This is a genomic window from Pseudokineococcus sp. 5B2Z-1, from assembly GCF_037482305.1.
Lineage (GTDB): Bacteria > Actinomycetota > Actinomycetes > Actinomycetales > Quadrisphaeraceae > Pseudokineococcus.
This window is the reverse complement of the sequence record NZ_JBBHZG010000006.1, coordinates 70,658-88,715: the sequence shown is the minus strand read 5'-3', so window position 1 is coordinate 88,715 and position 18,058 is coordinate 70,658. Positions and strand designations below refer to the sequence as shown.

Here is an 18,058-nt window from a genome sequence, read left to right as displayed (position 1 = left end):
ACCCCCCGACCAGGTCGCCGGTGGGGTGCTCCGTCGATGCGTGCGACGGTGGGGGCGTGGTGCGACGGGGGAGGACGACGCGCGCGGCGGCACCGGTGGCGCTCCTGGCGCTGGTCTCGGCGGGGTGCACGGGCGGGTCGGAGCCGGGGAGCGGGGCGACCGGTGCGCCGTCGACGCCGGCGGCGAGCCCGTCGGCGGTGGCGCTGCCCGGCACGCCCGTCGGCGAGGCGGCCGGGTGGGTGCTCGACCAGCTGGCGGCCGGTGGGGGGCCGACGCCCGAGGAGGCGCGGCAGCGCTTCTCGCCCGGCTTCCTCGACCAGCTCGGCGCGACGCCGGTGTCCGAGGTCTTCGACGGGCTGCGGGCGCTGGGTCCGTGGACGCCGACGGCCGTCGACGGCTCGGACACCGAGGCCCTGGTGTCCCTGGCGACGGGGTCGGGCACGGCCTACCGGATGCAGGTGGTCGTCGACGCCGACGGCGTCATCGGCGGCCTCCTCTTCACCGAGGACACGGTCGCGGGTCGGGAGGCGGCCACGTCGTGGAGCGAGGTGGCCGACGACCTGGCGGGCTTGGCCGAGGAGACCCACCTGCTGGCCGCCCGGGTCGAGGACGGCGCGTGCGTGCCGGTCGCCCCGGCCGCCGTCGTCGCGGCCGACGAGCCGGCGCCCCTGGCCTCGGTCTTCAAGCTCTACGTGCTCGGGGCCGTCGCCGCCGCGGTCGAGGACGGGTCGCTGGCGTGGGACGAGGACCTCGAGGTGACCGACGACGTCCGGAGCCTCCCGTCGGGCGAGCTGCAGGACGCCCCGGAGGGCGCCGCCGTCAGCGTGCGCGAGGCGGCCGGCGGCATGATCGCCATCAGCGACAACACGGCGGCGGACCTGCTGGCGACGACGGTGGGGCGCCCGGCCGTCGAGGCGGCCGTGACCGCGCTCGGCGCTCAGCAGGCTCAGGGACAGGACCCCTCGGGCCTCGTGCCCTTCCCGACCACGCGCGAGGTCTTCACCCTCGGGTGGGGCGCGCCCGAGCTGCTCGAGCGGTGGCCCGACGCGGACGTCGCCGAGCGGCGCGAGCTCCTCGCCGAGCTGCCGCCGGACCTCGGCGGGGTCGAGGCCGCCGACGTCGCGACGCCGGTGTGGCAGCGGGACGTCGGGTGGCGGGCCTCGGCGCAGGACGTCTGCCGCGCGCACGTCGGCCTGCAGGAGCTGGCCGAGCGGCCCGGCCTCGAGCCGGTGCGCGAGGTGCTCGCCGAGAACCCCGGCCTCCCGCTCGACGAGGACGTCTGGGACTACGCCGCCTTCAAGGGCGGCAGCGCCCCCGGCGTCCTCGCGGCGTCGTGGTACCTCGAGCGCGCCGACGGCGAGCAGCTCGTGCTCGTCGCGCAGGCGGCGGACGGCGGGGCGGTGGACCAGCCGCTGTTCCTCGCAGTGGTGCAGGACGCGCTGGCGCTGCTGCAGAGCTGACGGCGGTACGTGCGGGACGACCGAAGTCCGCGCTGAGCGTGGTCAGCTCCGCAGGCGCTCGTCCGGCGAGCAGTCAGCGACTCGGACCCGCCGAGGCCGTCCGGCTGCTCACGTCGGCGGGGAGCTCCATGAGGGGCACGAGGTCGAGGCTGCGTCGGACCTGGCCGAGGAGGGCCGCGACGTCGTCGGCCTGGTCACGTCCGGTCGCCGTCACCTTCACCTCGATGAGGATCCGCAACGGCGCGTCCGAGTTGGGCACCTGGGTCTCGACGAGGAGCTCACCCCCTGCCGTGCGCAGAGGTGCACCTCCCTCGCTCTCCGGCTCGGCCTCGCCCGTCCCGACGTAGCCGATGCCTTCAGCCTCGGGCAGCGGCTCGTTGCCCCCGCTGGACGCTCGGAGCACCGCGTCCTGCCCCCCGGCGACTGCGGTGTTGAGCACCAGGCGGATGGCGGGTGCCTGCTGACCGCTGACGTAGACCTCGCAGCGCGCCGACCCGACGCCACCGTCGGGGTAGCGCAGGACTTCTCCGTCGCTGTCGAGGATGCGCTGTCCGCTGGTGACGCGCTCGGCTGCGTCCGCGGGGATGGCACCGCACAGCAGGTCCCCGCCCCCACCGCCATCCGGCTCGACGCCGAGCGTCGAGAGGTCCGAGGCGCGAGGAGACGGGGTCGCCGATGAGGAGCACCCTCCGACCGCGCCGATGACGACGACGAGAGCGAGGGCCCGCCCTGAGAGCCCACGTCTCACTGGTCGCTCACGTAGCGGGGGAAGGCGGTGTGGAACGGGATCGTGGCGTGCTCCTCGCCGGGCCGGTCGGTCTCCTTCTCGGCCCAACGGAGTAGAGCAGCGCTCGTCGGGTCGAGCAGACGCTGACCCTCGACGGTGACGAAGGCGCCGGGCGGAGGGGGGACGTAGGTCGTGACGGACGGAGGACCGTTGGCGCTCGCGAAGGAGTCCTCGGTGACCAGGCCCGTCGCGAAGAGGTCGGCGACGAAGGTGCGCTCCAGGCCCGTGGCCGTGTCCTCGTAGAGGGTCGAGAAGTCGGCACCCCAGTCCACGTCCTCGATCCGCTGCTGCACCTGGGAGACGACCTGCCCGAGTCCCCAGCCGGCGCCCACGAGAGGGCCGGACACAGGGGTCGAGGACAGCGCACTGAGATCTTGGGAGATGGCCTTCGCCTGGGCCTGCTCCCGGGCGTGCTGGTCGGAGCGCTCCTCGAAGCCGTGGTCGATCACCCAGGCGAGCGCCCCGCTGCGCGTGTGGCTCGCGTCCCCCAGTGACGGCAGGGCTTCCCCCCTCAGCAGGAGGGCGCCCGCGTCGCGGTCGGCCCTCAGCTCGGACCGCATGGCCTCCTGCATCAGGTCCCGCCCCGCTGCCGCCACGCCGGCGGCGACGACGACCTCGGCCTCCGTGCTCGAGGCCCCCAGTCGCCGAGCAGCCGCTCGACGGCGGCCCTGTCGATGTTCGCCCTGACGCCCGCGTCGCGGCCGAAGCGCTCGGCGTCGGGCGGGAGCGTCGCGCCCTGCCAGACCGGCATCGAGCCCGGTGCGGCGTCAGGCGGTCCTGGGCGGACATCAGCGTCTGGGTGTCGACGTCGATCCAGTAGTGGGCGCTCACAGGACGATGGCCGTGCGGGCGTCGACGTCGACGGCGCTGACGTCGGTGCCGGTGCCGGTGCGCCCGATGCTGCTGGCGACGAGCCCTGCGGAGGTGGAGCAGACCGACAGCGCCCCCTGCCAGCTCGCGAGGGCGGCGGCCAACCCGGGGGGAGCTGCGCGACGAGCTGACCCGCGCCGGCCGTGGCTCCTCGGGATGCCGCTGCGAGCGGCCCGCACGCGCATCGGAGGGCCGCGGCCGCGTCGTTCGAGGCATCGCGGGCGGCCTCCACCTCGACCCGCCCCACCGCGAGGGTCTCGCCGCCCGTGCTCATGGTCCCCCTGGGTGCCGGTGTCGTCCGGGCGGGACGGTAGTGCAGGCGCGGCCGCCGGGGAGGGCTGAGGGCGGGCGCGCACCGCTCGTGCCACCGCCCTCACCCGACCGGGCGGTCCCGGGCCGCTGTCGCCGCTGACGGCCGGTTCCCGACCCGGGCGGCGAGCCATGGCGAGCCCGCGAGAGGGGAGGCGCCGGGGTGCGCCGGAGCGTCGCCGTGAGCGCGGGGAGCAGCGACGCCGACCTGCTCCTCGACGCCGACCGGGGCGGACGCTCGCCGAGCTGCTCCCGCGGGTGAGGGGGCGCAGGGCGACGACCGAGGCCCCTGCTGCAGCGCCGGTCACCCGGACGGACGACGTGGGGCCGGGCGCTCGTCGACGGCGGGCAGCCCGGACCGGTGGCGCGGGCGACGGCCGTCGGCACCTGACGTCAGCGTCTCGGCACCCCGGTGACCTCACGGGCGCTGTCGACGGCTGCGACGACCTGCTGCTCCAGGAGGCCGTCGGGCACGTCACCGCTCGTGACGACGACGAGCCGGCCGTCACCCAGGCCGGCCGCCGCTCTGCGGTACACCGAGACGGGCGGGGAGATGCCGTCCTCGCCGGTCAGCACGACGACCTCTGACGCGTCGAGGCCTGCCCTGGAGGCGACCGCCGCGGCCACGTCCTCGTCGAGCTCGAGGCGAGCCTGCCGTGTCGAGCAGGCCCCCGGAGCGGCGCGCGCCACAGCGACGACCTCCTCGACCCGGCCCTCGCCCAGCTCGAACAGGCCGACCGCTGGTCGCTGCTCGGCGACGTACCTGACCTGGCGGCCGTTCGTCGCGCTGAGGGAGGAGAAGGGCTCGTCCCCCACGGGGCACATGCCGACCGTGGTGACGAGGGAGTCGTCCTCGATGCGCTGGAGGTCGTCCAGCCCGAGTGCGTCGCCGGAGGGGAAGCCGGCCGGCGGGTCCGGGGCACCGCACGCGGCCAGGACCGCAGCGGCGACCAGCAGAGCCGGTCCGAGGCCGACCTCTCGACGCCCTCTCCGGCGGTCTCGCGCGGCACGACCGTCCAGCAGGCCCGTCGGCTCTCGTCCTGGCGGCATGGCTAGCGCGTCACCTCTTCGAGGAGCGCTACGTCGTCTCCGGTGAGGGGCGCCATGCCGGAGGCGTGGACGGCCTGGCGACCAAGCGCTGCCACGTCGCGCACGGGGTCACGCAGTCGAGCGTCGACGGGGCGGAGCACCACCTGGATGCGGGCGGGGCGTCGGCTCCCGTCCTCGCCACTCGCGCTGACCAGCAGCTGCGCGACCCAGGCGTCATCCCCTGCCCTCGCGGAGAGCTTCGCGGTACCGAGCAGCTCGTCGACGGGGTAGTTGAACTCCGCGCGACCCTCCCGTGCCGTGCGGGCGACGTCCTGGGCGACGCTCTCGGGACCTGCGACGACGAAGACCTCGAGCGAGGCCTCGGCTGCTCCGTCAGCGTAGGCCTCGCACGGGGCGCCCGCGGGAAAGGCACCTCCCTCCGCACGGGGTCGGTAGCCACCGTCGACGCGGTCGACGGAGGCCCCTACGGCGGTCTCGACGTCCCGGCGACTGATGAGGCCGCAGACCGTGTCCGCACCGTCAGCGACCTCGTCAGCCAGCGGCTGCGGTGACGACGAGGCGGACTCCGGCGGGGGCGTCGACACGCTCTCGCCGCCCGACGTGCAACCCGAGAGTGCGAGCGCCGTCGTCACGGCGACGCCGACGAGGCACCGCGTCGTCCGTCCTCCTGGGAGACGTCGCCGTAGGGGTTGATCGGAGAGGCCTGCGGCCATGGAGCGGCTCCGGCACGCCGCCGCCAGGTCGTCGACGACGTCGAGTGCCGCGACCGTCTCGACCCGATCGACCGCCACGGTCTCACCGCCCGTGCTCACTGGTCCCCTGTATGCGTGTGCTGCCGCAGCGGGACGCTACTGCCGGCCGGCGGCCCTGCGGTGGGTGACGGTCGGCCGCCCACCGCCCGTGCCACCCCGCTCACCCGACCGGGCGAGCGCGGCGACGGTCTCGGGCGCGCCCGCGGCGAGGGTTTCGTGCCCGGGCGCAGCTGGCCGACGCCGGAGCCGTGGTCCAGCCGCTCTTCTTCGCGGTCGTGCAGGACGCGTCGAGCCTGCTCGGCCGCGACGACCGGCTCGGCGCGGCAGGCAGAGCCGTCACCGGACCCCGGGCGGCACCTGCTCCAGGGCGTCGGCGTCGGGCAGACCGTCGACGCCGCGTGCGGCCTCCACGGCGGCTCCCGTGGCCGCCACCAGGCCCGTCTCCACGATCTCGCTCGACGTGGCGACCGTGACGACGACGAGACGACCGTCGCCGAGGTCCACGGCGGCGCGGTGGTACCCCTGCGAGACCTCGGCGCCGGGTCCGAGCCCGCCCGTCGCGGCCCTCAGGACGACGACGGCTCCTCGCTCGACGTCCACGGCGTCGGCCACGACCATCTCGGACGCCTCGTCGCGCTGCACCTCGAAGTCAGCTCGCGTGCACGGCCCGGGCGATGCCGCGAGCCGCCCGACGGCCTCGCGGGGACCGGAGGTCCGGACCTCGTAGACGCCGACCGTCACGACAGCGGACTCACCGACGTACTCGACGTCGTCGCCCGTGATGAAGGAGGGCTCGGAGAGGACTTCGCCGTCAGGAGGGCAGTCCCCCAGATCACCTGGCCCGACGCCACGGCCGAGCTGCTCGACCTCGATGGGCAGAGCGTCCGCTTCCGGGAAGCCGGCGGGCACCTCCTGACCGGCGCAGGTCGCGACCGACATCACGCCGACCACGGCGAGCGCCGCCCCCAGAGCTCGGCGAGCCGGTCGTCCCACGGCCAGCCACCGTAGACGTCGACCGCCCGCGACTGCAGGGCCGAGCCCGACGAGGAGACGCTCGCGCTGCTCGTCGCGACGGCTCCCCGCGACGCCGCCGGGGGATCCCGGTGCCGCCGGGCGGGGCCGGGTGAGGAGGGCGGGCCTCGCCCGTAGGGTCCGGGCCATGACCGCCGCCCAGCCCGAGCCCTTCGACGCCGTCGACGTCATCCGCGCCAAGCGCGACGGCGGGGCGCTGACCGACGCCCAGGTGGACTGGGTCGTCGACGCCTACACCCGCGAGGTCGTCGCCGAGGAGCAGATGTCGGCGCTCGCCATGGCCGTGCTCCTCAACGGGATGACCCGCGCCGAGACCGCGCGCTGGACGGCGGCGATGATCGCCTCGGGGGAGCGGCTCGACCTCTCCTCGGGCCTGTCGCGCCCCACGGCGGACAAGCACTCCACCGGCGGGGTCGGCGACAAGATCACGCTCCCGCTGGCGCCCCTCGTCGCCGCCTGCGGCGCGGCCGTCCCCCAGCTGTCCGGGCGCGGCCTCGGCCACACGGGCGGGACGCTCGACAAGATGGAAGCGATCCCCGGCTGGCGGGCGTCGCTGTCCACCGACGAGGTGCGCCGCCAGCTCGAGGACGTCGGCGCCGTCGTGTGCGCCGCGGGGGCCGACCTGGCGCCGGCCGACAAGCGCCTCTACGCGCTGCGCGACGTCACGGGCACGGTCGAGTCGGTGCCGCTCATCGCCAGCTCGATCATGAGCAAGAAGATCGCCGAGGGCACCGACGCCCTGGTGCTCGACGTCAAGGTCGGCTCCGGCGCGTTCATGAAGGACCTCGGGCGCGCCCGCGAGCTCGCGGAGACCATGGTGGCGCTCGGCTCCGACGCCGGTGTGCGCACGGTGGCGCTGCTCACCGACATGTCGACGCCGCTCGGGCTGACGGCGGGCAACGCCCTCGAGGTGCGCGAGTCCGTCGAGGTGCTCGCCGGCGGCGGCCCCCGCGACGTCGTCGACCTCACCCTGGCGCTGGCCCGCGAGATGCTCGCGGCCGCGGGCGTGGACGGGGTGGACCCGGCCGACGCGCTCGCGGACGGGCGGGCGATGGACGTCTGGCGGCGCATGGTCGCCGCGCAGGGCGGGGACCCGGGCGCCGAGCTGCCCCGCGCCCGCGAGACGGACGTCGTCCTCGCGCCCGCCGACGGCGTCCTCGTGCGCCTCGACGCGCTCGCCGTCGGCGTCGCCGCCTGGCGCCTCGGGGCCGGGCGCGCGCGGCGGGAGGACCCGGTGCAGGCGGGGGCGGGCGTCGAGCTGCACGCCAAGCCGGGCGACGCCGTCCGCGCCGGCCAGCCGCTGATGACCCTGCACACCGACACCCCGGAGCGCTTCGGGCGCGCCCGCGAGGCGCTCGAGGGCGCCGTGGACGTCGCCCCCGAGGGCTCGCGCCCCGACGTCCCGGAGCTCGTGCTCGACCGCGTCGGCGGCTGAGGCTCCTCCCCCCCCGGCTGGTCGCCCCCGCTCGCCGACCTCCTCGTCCCGTGCCCGTCGGGGTCGCGCTCCCCGGGCGGGGCGCCCAGGGTGGGGCACCGGCGGGCGGACGCCCGCCGGTGGGACGAGGAGGACGCGTGAGCGAGCAGACGGGCAGCACCGGGGCCGACGGGACCGAGGGCGACCGCGCGGAGGAGCCGCGCGAGGTCGACGTCTTCGACAACGCGGAGGTCGAGACCGTCCAGGGGGAGCAGACGAACTACGTCTCCCGCGCCTCCGGGGGCGGCTCGGTGCCGGAGGACCAGGACGAGACCACCCACCTGCCGGACTCCACGGGCACCTCCGGCGGCGACCCGCTGGGCGGCGTCCTCGCGGGCGAGGACGCGCCGTCGACCGACGGAGCCGTCAGCGGTGACACCGGCCCGGAGCACCACGGCCAGCAGGGCGGCGGCTACTGACCCGGGTCGTGGTCGTGGTCGGCCGGCCCGGGGGGCGCGACCCCCGGGCCGGCGTCAGGACAGCTCGACCGGGTGCCCGAGGGTGATGCGCAGCAGCTCCTCGTAGCTGGTGCTCATCGCCGTGCCCGGGCGGCCCGCGGGCGCCCACAGGACGGCGTGGTCGCCCAGGGCGGTGTCGACGAGGACGACGTCGACCCGCAGGGCGTCGGTCGGCAGGCCCGTCGGCGGGAGGTCCTCCGGGGCGCAGCCGGTGAGGGCCAGCACCTCGTGGGGGGCGGCGGCGCGGACGGCGGTGACGCCGAGGCCGGACGCCGCCCCCGCCACGTCCGTCGCGCGCACGCGCCGCCGCTGGGGCGCGAGGACGAGGACGGCCGGCACCTCGGCGTCACCGGCGCCGCGCCGCTCGGCCCCGCCGGCGAGCGGCGGCCGCGGGTCCTCGTCCAGCTCGTCGTCGTACCGGGTGGCGGTCGGCGCGGCCGGGTCCTCCTCCTCGACGAGCAGCAGGTGGCAGCGCACGAGCGCCCCGACGGGGACCCCCAGCTCGTCGGCGAGGTCCTCGGGGGAGCGGGCCACGTGGTCGAGGACGACGACGTCCGCCTCCGCCCCCGCGTCGGCGAGCGCCTGGCGCACCCGCGTGGTGCGGGGGTCGGCGTCCGCGAGCGCGACGACGTCGTCGCGGGCCGGGGGGCCCTCGGCGGCCGCAGCGGTCGACGGCGTCGGCGGCGTCGGCGGCGTGGCGCCCGGCGTCCCGGCGGCGACGGCCTCGGGCGGCGACATGCGCGGAGGCTAGTGGGGCCGGGCCCCGGCTCCGCCACCGCCCGGGTGCGACGCGCCGCGGTCCCCGCCGCGCGCCCGTGGTCCGTGCGCAGGTGCCCTCGCCCGTGCCCTCGCCGAGGTCGTCGTCCGGGCCTGTCGGCGTGTCCCGCGGGTGTCCGCGGCGTGTCCCCGGCTCGTCTTGACGGCTGTCGGTGGGCCGCGCTTCACTCCAGTGCGTCGAACAGGTGTTCGACAGGAGGTGGGCCTCCGCTCAGCGGGGCCCGGGCCGGAGGGGGCAGCGTGGCACGCACCTACGACGACGAGGTCGACGTCCGCACCGCACCGCGGGCGGGGGCGTCCGAGGGCGAGCCCGCGGACGGCGCCGCCGCCGAGCAGCCCGCGGCCTTCGTCTGGCACGGCCGGCTGCACGTCGTGCGCGCCGTCCTCGGCCGGTGGTACGAGCGCCGGGCCTGGTGGGAGCAGGACCCCCAGCGCGCGGAGGAGGCGCCCGTGCTGGTGGCCGCCGGGTCGGCCGCGCCGAGGGCCGCGCGGGCCGTCCGGGCGCCGTCGCTGGACCGGGAGGTCTGGCAGGTCGAGGCCAGCGCCGGCCGGGCCGCCGGCAGCGGCGTGTACGAGCTGTGCCGCGAGGACCCCGCCGTGCCCGGCGGGTGGACCCTGCGCCGCGTGGACGACTGAGGGGGCCCGGTGACGACGACGAGCACGACGGGCAGGACGGGCACGACCAGCAGGACGACAGCGACGGACGTGGTGGGCGCGGCGGTGCGCGGCGCGGTGGCCACCGGTCGGGGCGGGAGCGCCGACCGGGGGGCCGGGCCGGTGCTCGCCGGCCGGCCGGCCGCCGCCGCGGCCGACCTGCTGGCGCGCGCCCGTGACGGCCTCGGGGCCGCGCGCGCCGCCGGCAGCCCGGGCGAGCGCTACGTGGCCGCGCACCTGGCGGCCCTGCGCAGCGCCGCCGCCGTCCTCGCGGTGCGGGGGCGCCCGCGGCGCGGCGCCGTCCTCGGGGTGTGGCAGGTGCTCCCGCGGGTCTGCCCGGAGCTCGCCGAGTGGGCGCTGCTGTTCGCGGCCGGGGCGCCGCGCCGGGCCGCCGTCGAGGCGGGCCGCACCGGCGTCGTCAGCGCGCGCGACGCGGACGACCTGCTGCGCGACGCCGAGGCGTTCACCGGGGTGGTCGCCGACGTCCTCGGGCTGCCGCGCCCGGTGCCGACGGGGCCGGTCGGGCTCGTCGCGGCCGGCCCCCGGCCCGGACGCGCCGGTGCGCCCGGCGCCGGCGGGGGCTGAGCCGTGCCCTTCCCGCACCTGCACGTCGCGTCGGGGTACTCGCTGCGGCACGGGGTCTCGAGCCCCGACGCGCTCGTGGCCCGGGCCGCCGAGCTGGGGCTCGACACCCTCGCCCTCACCGACCGCGACGGCCTGTACGGCGCCGTCAAGCACGTCACGGCCTGCTCGGAGGCGGGCCTGGCGCCGGTCCTCGGGGTCGACCTCGCGGTCGAGCCGTCCGGGCTGGCCGCCGGGCTGCCCGCGTGGGCCGACCCCTCCCGGGCCGTGCGCGAGCGCGCGGCGGCGGGGGGCCCGGCGCGGGGCGGCGCGGCGGTCGACCCCCGCCTGCCCCGCGTGACCGTCCTCGCCCACGCGGGCGGCACCGACGCCGACGGGCGCCGGCACCGGCGGTCGGCCCCGGCGGGCTCCGAGGTGCTCGCCCCCGGCGAGGGGTGGGCGGCGCTGTGCCGGCTGGTCTCGGCCACCCACCTGCGGGGCGAGCGCGGCGCGCCCGTCACCGCGCTCGACCTCGTCGCCGAGCACGCCACCGGCGCCCGCACGGGGGCCCCCGCGCTCACCGTGCTGCTCGGCCCGGCCTCCGAGCTCGGCCGCGCCGTCCTCGCCCGGCGCGACGACGTCGCGCGCGCCGTCCTCGCCCGCTGGTACGACGCGCTGCCGCTGGGCTCGCTGGCCGTCGAGGTCGTCTGCCACGACGGCCCCCCGGGCAGCGCGGGCAGCCTCGCCCACGCCGGGCGCATGCTCGCCCTCGCCCGCGCCGCGGGGCTGCCCGCCGTGCTCACCGGCGCCGTCCGCCACGCCCGCCCCGAGGGGGCGCGCACGGCCGACGTGCTCGACGCCACCCGGCGCCTCGTGCCGCTCGACCTGCGCCACCTGGACCGCACGAGCTCGCGGGCGCACCTCACCGGCACGGCGGAGATGCGCGACGTCGCCGCCCGCGTCGAGGACGCCGCCGGCGCCGCGGGGGAGCGGGCCGCCGGCGCCGCGGGGGAGCGGGCCGCCCGCGGGGCGGGCGGTCCGGGCCTCCTGCGCTGCACGGACCGGCTCGCCGAGCGGTGCCGCCTGGACCCGGCGGCCGACCTCGGCATCGGCCGGGTGCACCTGCCGGAGGCCTCGGTCCTCGGCGTCGAGGGCGACCTCGACCTCGCCCTGCGGCTGCGGTGCGAGGGCGCCGTGGGCTCCCGCTACCCGGGGGCGTCGGCCGCGCACCTGCGCCGCGTCGGCGACCGGCTCGAGGAGGAGCTCGCCGTCATCCGGCAGCTGGGGTACCCGTCGTACTTCCTCACCGTGGCGCAGGTCTGCGACGAGATCCGCGGGCTCGGGGTGCGCGTGGCCGCGCGAGGCTCGGGCGCGGGGAGCCTCGTCAACCACCTGCTCGGCGTCTCCGGCGTCGAGCCGCTGTCCCAGGGCCTGCTCATGGAGCGCTTCTGCACCGTGCAGCGGGCCCAGCTGCCCGACATCGACGTCGACGTCGAGTCCGCCCGCCGCGAGGAGGTCTACGCCCGCGTCGTCGAGCGCTTCGGCGGCGAGCGGGTCAGCGCCGTCTCGATGATGGACACCTACCGGGTGCGCCACGCCGTCCGCGACGTCGGGGCGGCGCTCGGCATGCCGCCGTCCGAGGTCGGCGCCATCGCCACGTCCTTCCCGCACGTGCGGGCGCGCGACGCCCGGGCGGCGATCGCCGAGCTGCCCGAGCTGCGCGCCTCCGGGCTGGGCCACGAGCGCCTGTCCCTGCTGCTCGACCTCGTCGAGGACCTCGACGCCCTGCCCCGCCACGTGGCCCTGCACCCCTGCGGGGTGCTGCTGTCCGACGCGGGCCTCGGGGACCGCACGCCCGTCGAGGCCAGCTGGGCGGGCTTCCCCATGAGCCAGTTCGACAAGGACGACGTCGAGGTCCTCGGGCTGCTCAAGCTCGACGTCCTCGGCATCCGCATGCAGTCCGCCATGGCCCACGCCGTCGCCGAGGTCGAGCGGGTCGACGGGCCGGCCGCGGCCGCGGCCGGCGGGCACGGCGAGGACGCGCCGTACCTCGACCCGGCCACCGGCCGGATCGACCTCGACGCCGTCCCCCTCGACGACGAGCCCACCTACCGGCTCGTGCGCTCCGCGCGCACCCTCGGCTGCTTCCAGATCGAGTCGCCCGGCCAGCGCGAGCTCGTGGGCCGCTTCGCGCCGCAGGACTTCGCCGACCTCGTCACCGACATCTCGCTGTTCCGGCCCGGACCGGTGAAGTCCGACATGATCACCCCCTTCCTGCGCGCCCGGCAGGGCTGGGACCCGCCGCAGCGGGTGCACCCCCTCGTCGACCCGGCGCTGGAGGAGACCTGCGGGGTCGTCGTCTTCCACGAGCAGGTCATCCGGCTCGTGGCCTCCACCACGGGCGTCGACCTCGCCGAGGCCGACGAGGTCCGCCGGCGCCTCGGCACCCGCGAGGGGCAGGCCGAGGTGCGCGAGCAGTGGTTCCCCCTCGCGGCCGCCCGCGGGCTGGACGGCGCCGAGGCCGAGCGGGTCTGGGAGGTGCTGGCCGCGTTCGCCTCGTTCGGGTTCTGCAAGGCCCACGCCGCCGCCTTCGCCCTGCCCACCTACCAGTCCGCGTGGCTCAAGACCCACCACCCGGCGGCCTTCCTGGCCGGGGTGCTCACCCACGACCCCGGCATGTACCCCAAGCGGCTCGTGCTCGACGACGCCCGCAACCTCGGCATCGCCGTGCTCGGTCTCGACGTCAACGCCTCCGACGCCGTGTACCGGGTCGAGCGGGTCGAGGTCGGACGTCACGGGGACGAGCGGGACGGGGACGAGCGGGACGGGGGCGAGCGGGACGGGGGCGAGCGGGACGGGGAGGACCGGGCCGGGGAGGACGGGGACGCAGCGGGCCGCGCAGCCCCGCGCCGCCCCGGGGCGCGAGCCGTCGACCCGCCGGCGCCGGACGACGGGCCACGCGTCCCCGTGCCCGGGCGGGACGGCGAGCCGCCGTGGCGGGGCGCCGCCCTGCGCACCGACGCGGCCGTCCCGGACGCCCGCGGGTACGGCATCCGGCTCTCCCTCGCCGACGTCAAGGGCATCAGCGACGCCGAGGTGGCGCGGATCGTGGCGGGGCGGCCCTACGCCTCCCTGCAGGACCTGTGGGAGCGGGCCCGGCCCAGCCGGCCCGTCGCCGAGCGGCTCGTGCTCGCAGGGGCGCTGGACTCCGTCCACGGCACGGGCCCCGGGGCGCCCGCGCGGCGCCGGGGCGTCGTCACCCGCCGGGACCTGCTGCTGCAGCTCGGCGACCTCGACCGGTGGACGCGCGGCGCCGACCGGGCCGCCGTCCGCGCCGGGCGTCGGCCCGGGCGCCCGCCCGCGTCCTCCGTGGCGTCCTCCGGGCTCCCGGGGAGGGCGTCCGCACCGCTGCCCGCGCGGCCGGGGTCCCGCGGCGACGCCGTGCGGGCGGACGGGCCGCCCGGACCGGGGCGGTGGGGCGACGTCGCCGCTGCTGCGGCCCGCCAGTCGCGGGCGGCGGCGCCCGCCCCGGCCGCGGGCGCGCTCGAGGTCCAGCTGGCGCTCGACGTCGGCGGCCCGGGGGAGGCGCCCCCGTCCGGCCTGCCGGAGATGACGGGCGCCGAGCGGGTGCGCGCCGAGCTCGAGGTGCTGGGCCTGGACGCGAGCGCCCACGTGCTCGACTTCTACGCCCCGCTGCTGCGGGCGCTCGGCACCACCGGCTCGCGCGAGCTGGTGGGGCGGCGCGCGCGCAGCGAGGTGCTCGTGGCCGGGGTCAAGGTGGCCACGCAGACGCCGCCGATCCGCTCAGGGCGTCGGGTGGTGTTCCTCACCCTCGACGACTCGACGGGCCCCGTCGACGCGACGTTCTTCGAGGACGTGCAGGGGCCCTGCGCCGCGACGGTCTTCGGCTCGTGGCTGCTCGTCGTGCGGGGGGTGCTGCGCCGCACGGGCCCCCGCGGGGTGTCCCTGCGCGCCACCGGCGCCTGGGACCTCCCGGCGCTGTGGGCGGCCTGGTCCGCGGGCGGGGACCGGGCGCTGCACGAGGCCCTCGCGGCCCTCCCCGACCCCGGGGAGGCCGCCGCCTACGACGAGGCCGCCGTGGTCGGCGCGGCGGGCTCGCGCTCCCCCCGGCCGGTGGCGGCCGGGGCCCCGGACCGGGCGCGCCCCGGGGCGGTCGCCGCCGCCCGGTGGGTCGCCGTGGAGCAGCGGACCGGGCGCACCGTCGGCACCGGGCGCGACGACGGTGCGCTGCGCGACGACGGGCCCAGCCGTGCGGCGGGCGCAGAGGCGGAGCGCTCGGCCGCCGCGGCCTTCCGCCGGGCCGTGGCCGTCGCGTCGCGCTCGGCCGCCGCGGCCGCCGCCGTGGAGGAGGCCGAGGAGGCGGCCGCCGCCGCGGCCGCGTCCGGGCTCGGGGCGGGGGCCACGGGCACCGAGGGGGCCCCGAGGGCGCGCCGCGTCCTCGTCCACGCCAGCGGCTTCCGGCAGTCGCCGTACAGCGACGTCGGGCCGCCCGGGGGCGACGTGCGCGACACCCGCGGGATGGCCCGCGGCGGCCGTCCGGGCGGAGCCGCTCGCGGACCCGCGGGCTCCGACCGCGCCGCCCAGGACCGGGTAGCACAGGACCGGGGGGCGGCCGGGGCGCCGCGCAAGCTCTGGCACTCCAGCTCCGGGAGCTCGGGCCGGTGACCGCGCACGAGCCCGCCGCCGCGCCGGCCCGCGACCACCGGGGCGCCGCCGCGCCCGTCCGCCGCCCGCGGGGCGCCGCCGCGCCCGTCCGCCGCCCGCGGGGCGCGGGCGCGCCCGCCCGAGGTCCGCGGGGCGCCGCCGTGCCGGGAGGCCTCACTAGGGTGGGTGGGCGCCCACCCGGAGGAGGCCCCGACGTGGCAGCTGACGCAGCGGCCGGCGCCGACCGCCGGCCCGACGCCCATCCCGTGACCGAGCCCGTGCCGCTCTCGGGGGCCCCGTCCGGGGCCCCGTCCGGGGTCCCGGCCGCGCCGCCGTCGGGGCAGGCGCGCGCCGAGCGCCGCGGCGCCCGGTCCGCCGCGCCGTCGCTGCTGCTCGAGGGCGTCGACGACCTGCTCGCCGCCGCGGCGCCCCGCGACGGCGCCCCCGCCCGCGTCCTCGACCTCGGGGGCGGCACCGGCGGGCTCGCCGTCCGCCTCGCCGCCGCGGGGCACGAGGTCGTCGTCGTCGACCCCAGCCCGGACGCGCTCGCCGCCCTCGCGCGGCGGGCCGACGACGTGGGGGTCGGCGCCCGGTTGACCGGCGTGCAGGGGGACGCGGAGGACCTGCCCGACCACGTCGCCGACGGCAGCGTCGACCTCCTGCTGTGCCACGGGGTGCTCGAGGTCGTCGACGACCCGGGGCGCGCGCTGGTCGCGTGCCGGCGGGCGCTGCGGCCGACGGGCCGCCTCAGCGCGCTCGTCGCCGCCCGCGGGGGAGCCCTCCTCGCCCGCGTGGCCTCCGGCCACCTGCGCCAGGCGCGGGCCCTGCAGCTCGACCCCGACGGGCGCTGGGGCGCGCAGGACCCCCTGCTGCGCCGCTTCGACGCCGACGGCGCCCGACGGCTCCTCGCCGGCGCCGGCTTCTCCGTGCTGCGCGCCGACGGCGTCGGGGTGCTGCCGGCGCTGGCCCCCCGCGGTGGGTCGGCCCTCGACCCCGCCGCCGTCCAGGCGCTCGAGGACCTCGAGAGGGTCGCCGGCACCGACCCCGCCCTCCTCGGCGCGGCCGGGCAGCTCCACCTGCACGCCGCGCCCGTCTGACGCCGTCCCCGGCGCGCACCCGCCCGAGCCCCTCGCCCGAGAGGTCCGCCGAAGAGGTCCCGGCCGCCGGTGCGGCGGGGCCGCCGCACCGCAGTCCCGCCGCCGTGGCCCGTCGTCACACCCCGCCGTCAGGCTGGCCGTCGGACCAGGACGTCGCCGAGAGGAGGTCCCGTGGGGCGCTCGCAGCTCGACCGCACCGCGGGGGCGGGGAGGGCCGACCCGGTCGGCGGCGCCCCCGTCGCGGGCCCGGACGCCGACGACACGGGGTGCACCGTCCTGCACGTCGACATGGACGCCTTCTACGCGTCCGTCTCGCTGCTGGACCTCCCCGAGCTCGTCGGGCAGCCGGTCGTCGTGGGCGGCGCCGGCACCCGCGGCGTCGTCCTGTCCGCCACCTACGAGGCGCGCGCCCTCGGGGTGCACTCGGCCATGCCCATGGGGCGGGCCCGCCGCCTCGCGCCCCACGCCGTCGTCCTGCCGCCGCAGCACCGCCGGTACGCCGAGGTCTCGGCCGGGGTCATGGAGGTCTTCCGCTCCGTGACCCCCCTCGTGGAGCCCCTCAGCCTCGACGAGGCCTTCCTCGACGTCAGCGGCGCCCTGCGGCGCCTCGGCAGCCCCCGGGAGATCGCCCAGCAGGTGCGCCGCCGCGTCGAGGACGAGCAGGGCGTCACCTGCTCGGTGGGGGTGGCCTCCACCAAGCACGTCGCCAAGCTGGCCTCCTCCCGCTGCAAGCCCGACGGGCTGCTCGTGGTCCCGGCCGACCGGGTCGTCGACTACCTGCACCCGCTGCCGGCGTCGGCGCTGTGGGGCGTGGGCGAGCGCACCGCGGAGCAGCTCGAGCGGCTCGGCCTGCGGACCGTCGGCGACATCGCCCACACCCCGCGCGCCACGCTCGTGCGCGCCCTGGGGGAGGCGAGCGGCGCGCACCTCGCCGCCCTCGCGTGGGGGCGCGACCCGCGACCCGTCGTGCCGTCCGCGCCCGAGAAGAGCGTGGGGGCGGAGGAGACCTTCTCCTCCGACGTCGACGACGAGGCGGTGGTCCTCCGGGAGGTGCTGCGGCTCTCCGAGCTGACCACGGCCCGGCTGCGCGCCGCGGGCACCGTCGGGCGGACGGTCGTGCTCAAGGTCCGCTTCGCCGACTTCACGACCATCACGCGGTCGCGCACCCTCGACGAGCGCACCGACGTGAGCCGCGAGGTCTACGCGGCCGCGCGCCGGCTCTGGGAGGGCCTGCGGCTGGACCGCGCCCGCATCCGCCTCGTGGGCGTGCGCGTCGAGGGGCTGGCGCCCGCCGGCACGGCCCACCGCCAGATGCGGCTCGACGAGCCCGACCGCGGCTGGCGCGAGGCCGACCGGGCCGCCGACCGGGCCGTGGCGCGCTTCGGCGGCGGCAGCGTGACGTCCGCGAGCCTCCTGCGGGGCGGCCGCGGCGACCCGGGCGGACGCCCGCGCTGACCCCCCCTCCCGCCCGGGCGTGCCCCGGGCGAGGGCCGACGAGGCCGCGACGGGCCTGCGCGGGCGCTCGGGGACGGTCTGGGCGGGGTCCGGGCGGACCTGCCGACGACTCGCCGTGCGACGCTCGACCACGCCGTCCGGAGGACGTGGTAGACCCGGCTTTCCAGCGCGCGGACGGCGACATACTCTGGTGCACGGACGCGCCGCTGGTGGCGGTCGCGCCGCCACACCGGGGAGGTCCTGTGCCGCTGTCCGAGCACGAGCAGCGCCTGCTCTCGCAGATGGAGCAGCAGCTCCTCAACGACGATCCGAAGTTCGCCTCGGCGATGAAGGGCTCCTCCCGCCGCGGCGGCTCGGCCGGCCGCCTGCTGCTCGGCGGCGCGGGCATCGTCGTGGGTCTGCTCCTCCTCGTCGTGGGCGTGGCCTCCCAGCAGGTGCTGGTCGGGGTCGTCGCCTTCGTCCTCATGCTGGCCGGAGCCGCCTACGCCGTCTCGAGCCCGCGCCGTGCGCCGGCGCCGGGGCCCGTCGGCGTGGTCCAGGGCGACGGCCGCACCGCGCGCCGGCCGGGCCGCACCGGCCGCGGCGGCAAGGGCGCTCCCGGGTCCTCCGGCTCCTTCATGGAGCGCATGGAGGAGCGGTGGCAGAAGCGCCGCGACG

At 78.5% G+C, this 18,058-nt stretch carries 16 protein-coding genes; 9 read left to right on the top strand and 7 right to left on the bottom strand.

What is annotated here, in order from left to right:
• Positions 1-56 precede the first annotated feature (56 nt).
• Positions 57-1,460 (top strand): Cpe/LpqF family protein, encoded by a 1,404-nt coding sequence (locus tag WDV85_RS14500; RefSeq protein WP_339571297.1) that lies wholly within the window; start codon positions 57-59, stop codon positions 1,458-1,460.
• A gap of 73 nt (positions 1,461-1,533) precedes the next feature.
• On the opposite strand, the gene WDV85_RS14495 is transcribed toward WDV85_RS14500, so the two are convergent.
• The 6 genes from WDV85_RS14495 to WDV85_RS14470 all read right to left on the bottom strand — a co-directional run bounded on the left by WDV85_RS14495 (position 1,534) and on the right by WDV85_RS14470 (position 6,221).
• Positions 1,534-2,208 (bottom strand): hypothetical protein, encoded by a 675-nt coding sequence (locus WDV85_RS14495; protein WP_339571296.1) that lies wholly within the window; start codon positions 2,206-2,208, stop codon positions 1,534-1,536.
• A complete protein-coding gene (locus WDV85_RS14490) occupies positions 2,205-2,807 on the bottom strand; it encodes a hypothetical protein (RefSeq protein ID WP_339571295.1) in 603 nt (200 codons plus the stop codon). The genes WDV85_RS14495 and WDV85_RS14490 overlap by 4 nt, the downstream gene beginning before the upstream one ends.
• Before the next feature lie 267 nt (positions 2,808-3,074).
• Positions 3,075-3,221: a hypothetical protein gene (locus tag WDV85_RS14485; protein ID WP_339571294.1), complete on the bottom strand. Its 147-nt coding sequence runs from the start codon at positions 3,219-3,221 to the stop codon at positions 3,075-3,077.
• 598 nt (positions 3,222-3,819) lie between these two features.
• Positions 3,820-4,251 carry a hypothetical protein gene (locus WDV85_RS14480; RefSeq protein WP_339571293.1) on the bottom strand — a complete coding sequence of 144 codons (432 nt, stop codon included), beginning with the start codon at positions 4,249-4,251 and terminating at the stop codon, positions 3,820-3,822.
• Between the two features lie 227 nt (positions 4,252-4,478).
• Positions 4,479-5,288, bottom strand: coding sequence for a hypothetical protein (locus WDV85_RS14475; protein ID WP_339571292.1), 810 nt, complete (start codon positions 5,286-5,288; stop codon positions 4,479-4,481).
• Between the two features lie 276 nt (positions 5,289-5,564).
• On the bottom strand, positions 5,565-6,221 hold the full coding sequence (locus WDV85_RS14470) for a hypothetical protein (protein ID WP_339571291.1): 657 nt from the start codon (positions 6,219-6,221) through the stop codon (positions 5,565-5,567).
• Between the two features lie 166 nt (positions 6,222-6,387).
• Between WDV85_RS14470 and WDV85_RS14465 the strand changes: the two genes are divergently transcribed.
• Both WDV85_RS14465 and WDV85_RS14460 read left to right on the top strand, forming a co-directional pair.
• Positions 6,388-7,695, top strand: a complete 1,308-nt coding sequence (locus WDV85_RS14465; protein WP_339571290.1) for a thymidine phosphorylase — start codon at positions 6,388-6,390, stop codon at positions 7,693-7,695.
• Positions 7,696-7,832: 137 nt separating this feature from the next.
• Positions 7,833-8,153, top strand: coding sequence for a hypothetical protein (locus tag WDV85_RS14460; RefSeq protein ID WP_339571289.1), 321 nt, complete (start codon positions 7,833-7,835; stop codon positions 8,151-8,153).
• A gap of 54 nt (positions 8,154-8,207) precedes the next feature.
• Here WDV85_RS14460 and WDV85_RS14455 read toward each other — a convergent pair whose 3' ends face one another.
• The gene (locus tag WDV85_RS14455; RefSeq protein WP_339571288.1) at positions 8,208-8,930 is read right to left on the bottom strand and encodes an aminoacyl-tRNA deacylase; all 723 of its coding nucleotides are present in this window, start codon (positions 8,928-8,930) and stop codon (positions 8,208-8,210) included.
• Positions 8,931-9,209: 279 nt separating this feature from the next.
• Here WDV85_RS14455 and WDV85_RS14450 point away from each other — a divergent pair, with 279 nt between their 5' ends.
• The 6 genes from WDV85_RS14450 to WDV85_RS14425 all read left to right on the top strand — a co-directional run.
• Positions 9,210-9,605, top strand: coding sequence for a DUF6504 family protein (locus WDV85_RS14450; protein ID WP_339571287.1), 396 nt, complete (start codon positions 9,210-9,212; stop codon positions 9,603-9,605).
• A gap of 9 nt (positions 9,606-9,614) precedes the next feature.
• Positions 9,615-10,208, top strand: coding sequence for an SAV_6107 family HEPN domain-containing protein (locus tag WDV85_RS14445; RefSeq protein WP_339571286.1), 594 nt, complete (start codon positions 9,615-9,617; stop codon positions 10,206-10,208).
• A 3-nt stretch (positions 10,209-10,211) separates the two neighbouring features.
• Complete coding sequence (locus WDV85_RS14440) at positions 10,212-14,870, top strand: PHP domain-containing protein (protein WP_339571285.1); 4,659 nt, start codon at positions 10,212-10,214, stop codon at positions 14,868-14,870.
• A 194-nt stretch (positions 14,871-15,064) separates the two neighbouring features.
• On the top strand, positions 15,065-15,946 hold the full coding sequence (locus tag WDV85_RS14435) for a class I SAM-dependent methyltransferase (protein WP_339571284.1): 882 nt from the start codon (positions 15,065-15,067) through the stop codon (positions 15,944-15,946).
• Positions 15,947-16,117: 171 nt separating this feature from the next.
• Positions 16,118-17,401, top strand: a complete 1,284-nt coding sequence (dinB, locus tag WDV85_RS14430) for a DNA polymerase IV (RefSeq protein WP_339571283.1) — start codon at positions 16,118-16,120, stop codon at positions 17,399-17,401.
• A gap of 242 nt (positions 17,402-17,643) precedes the next feature.
• Positions 17,644-18,058: DUF3040 domain-containing protein (locus tag WDV85_RS14425; RefSeq protein ID WP_339571282.1), on the top strand; the 415-nt coding region annotated here is incomplete at its 3' end.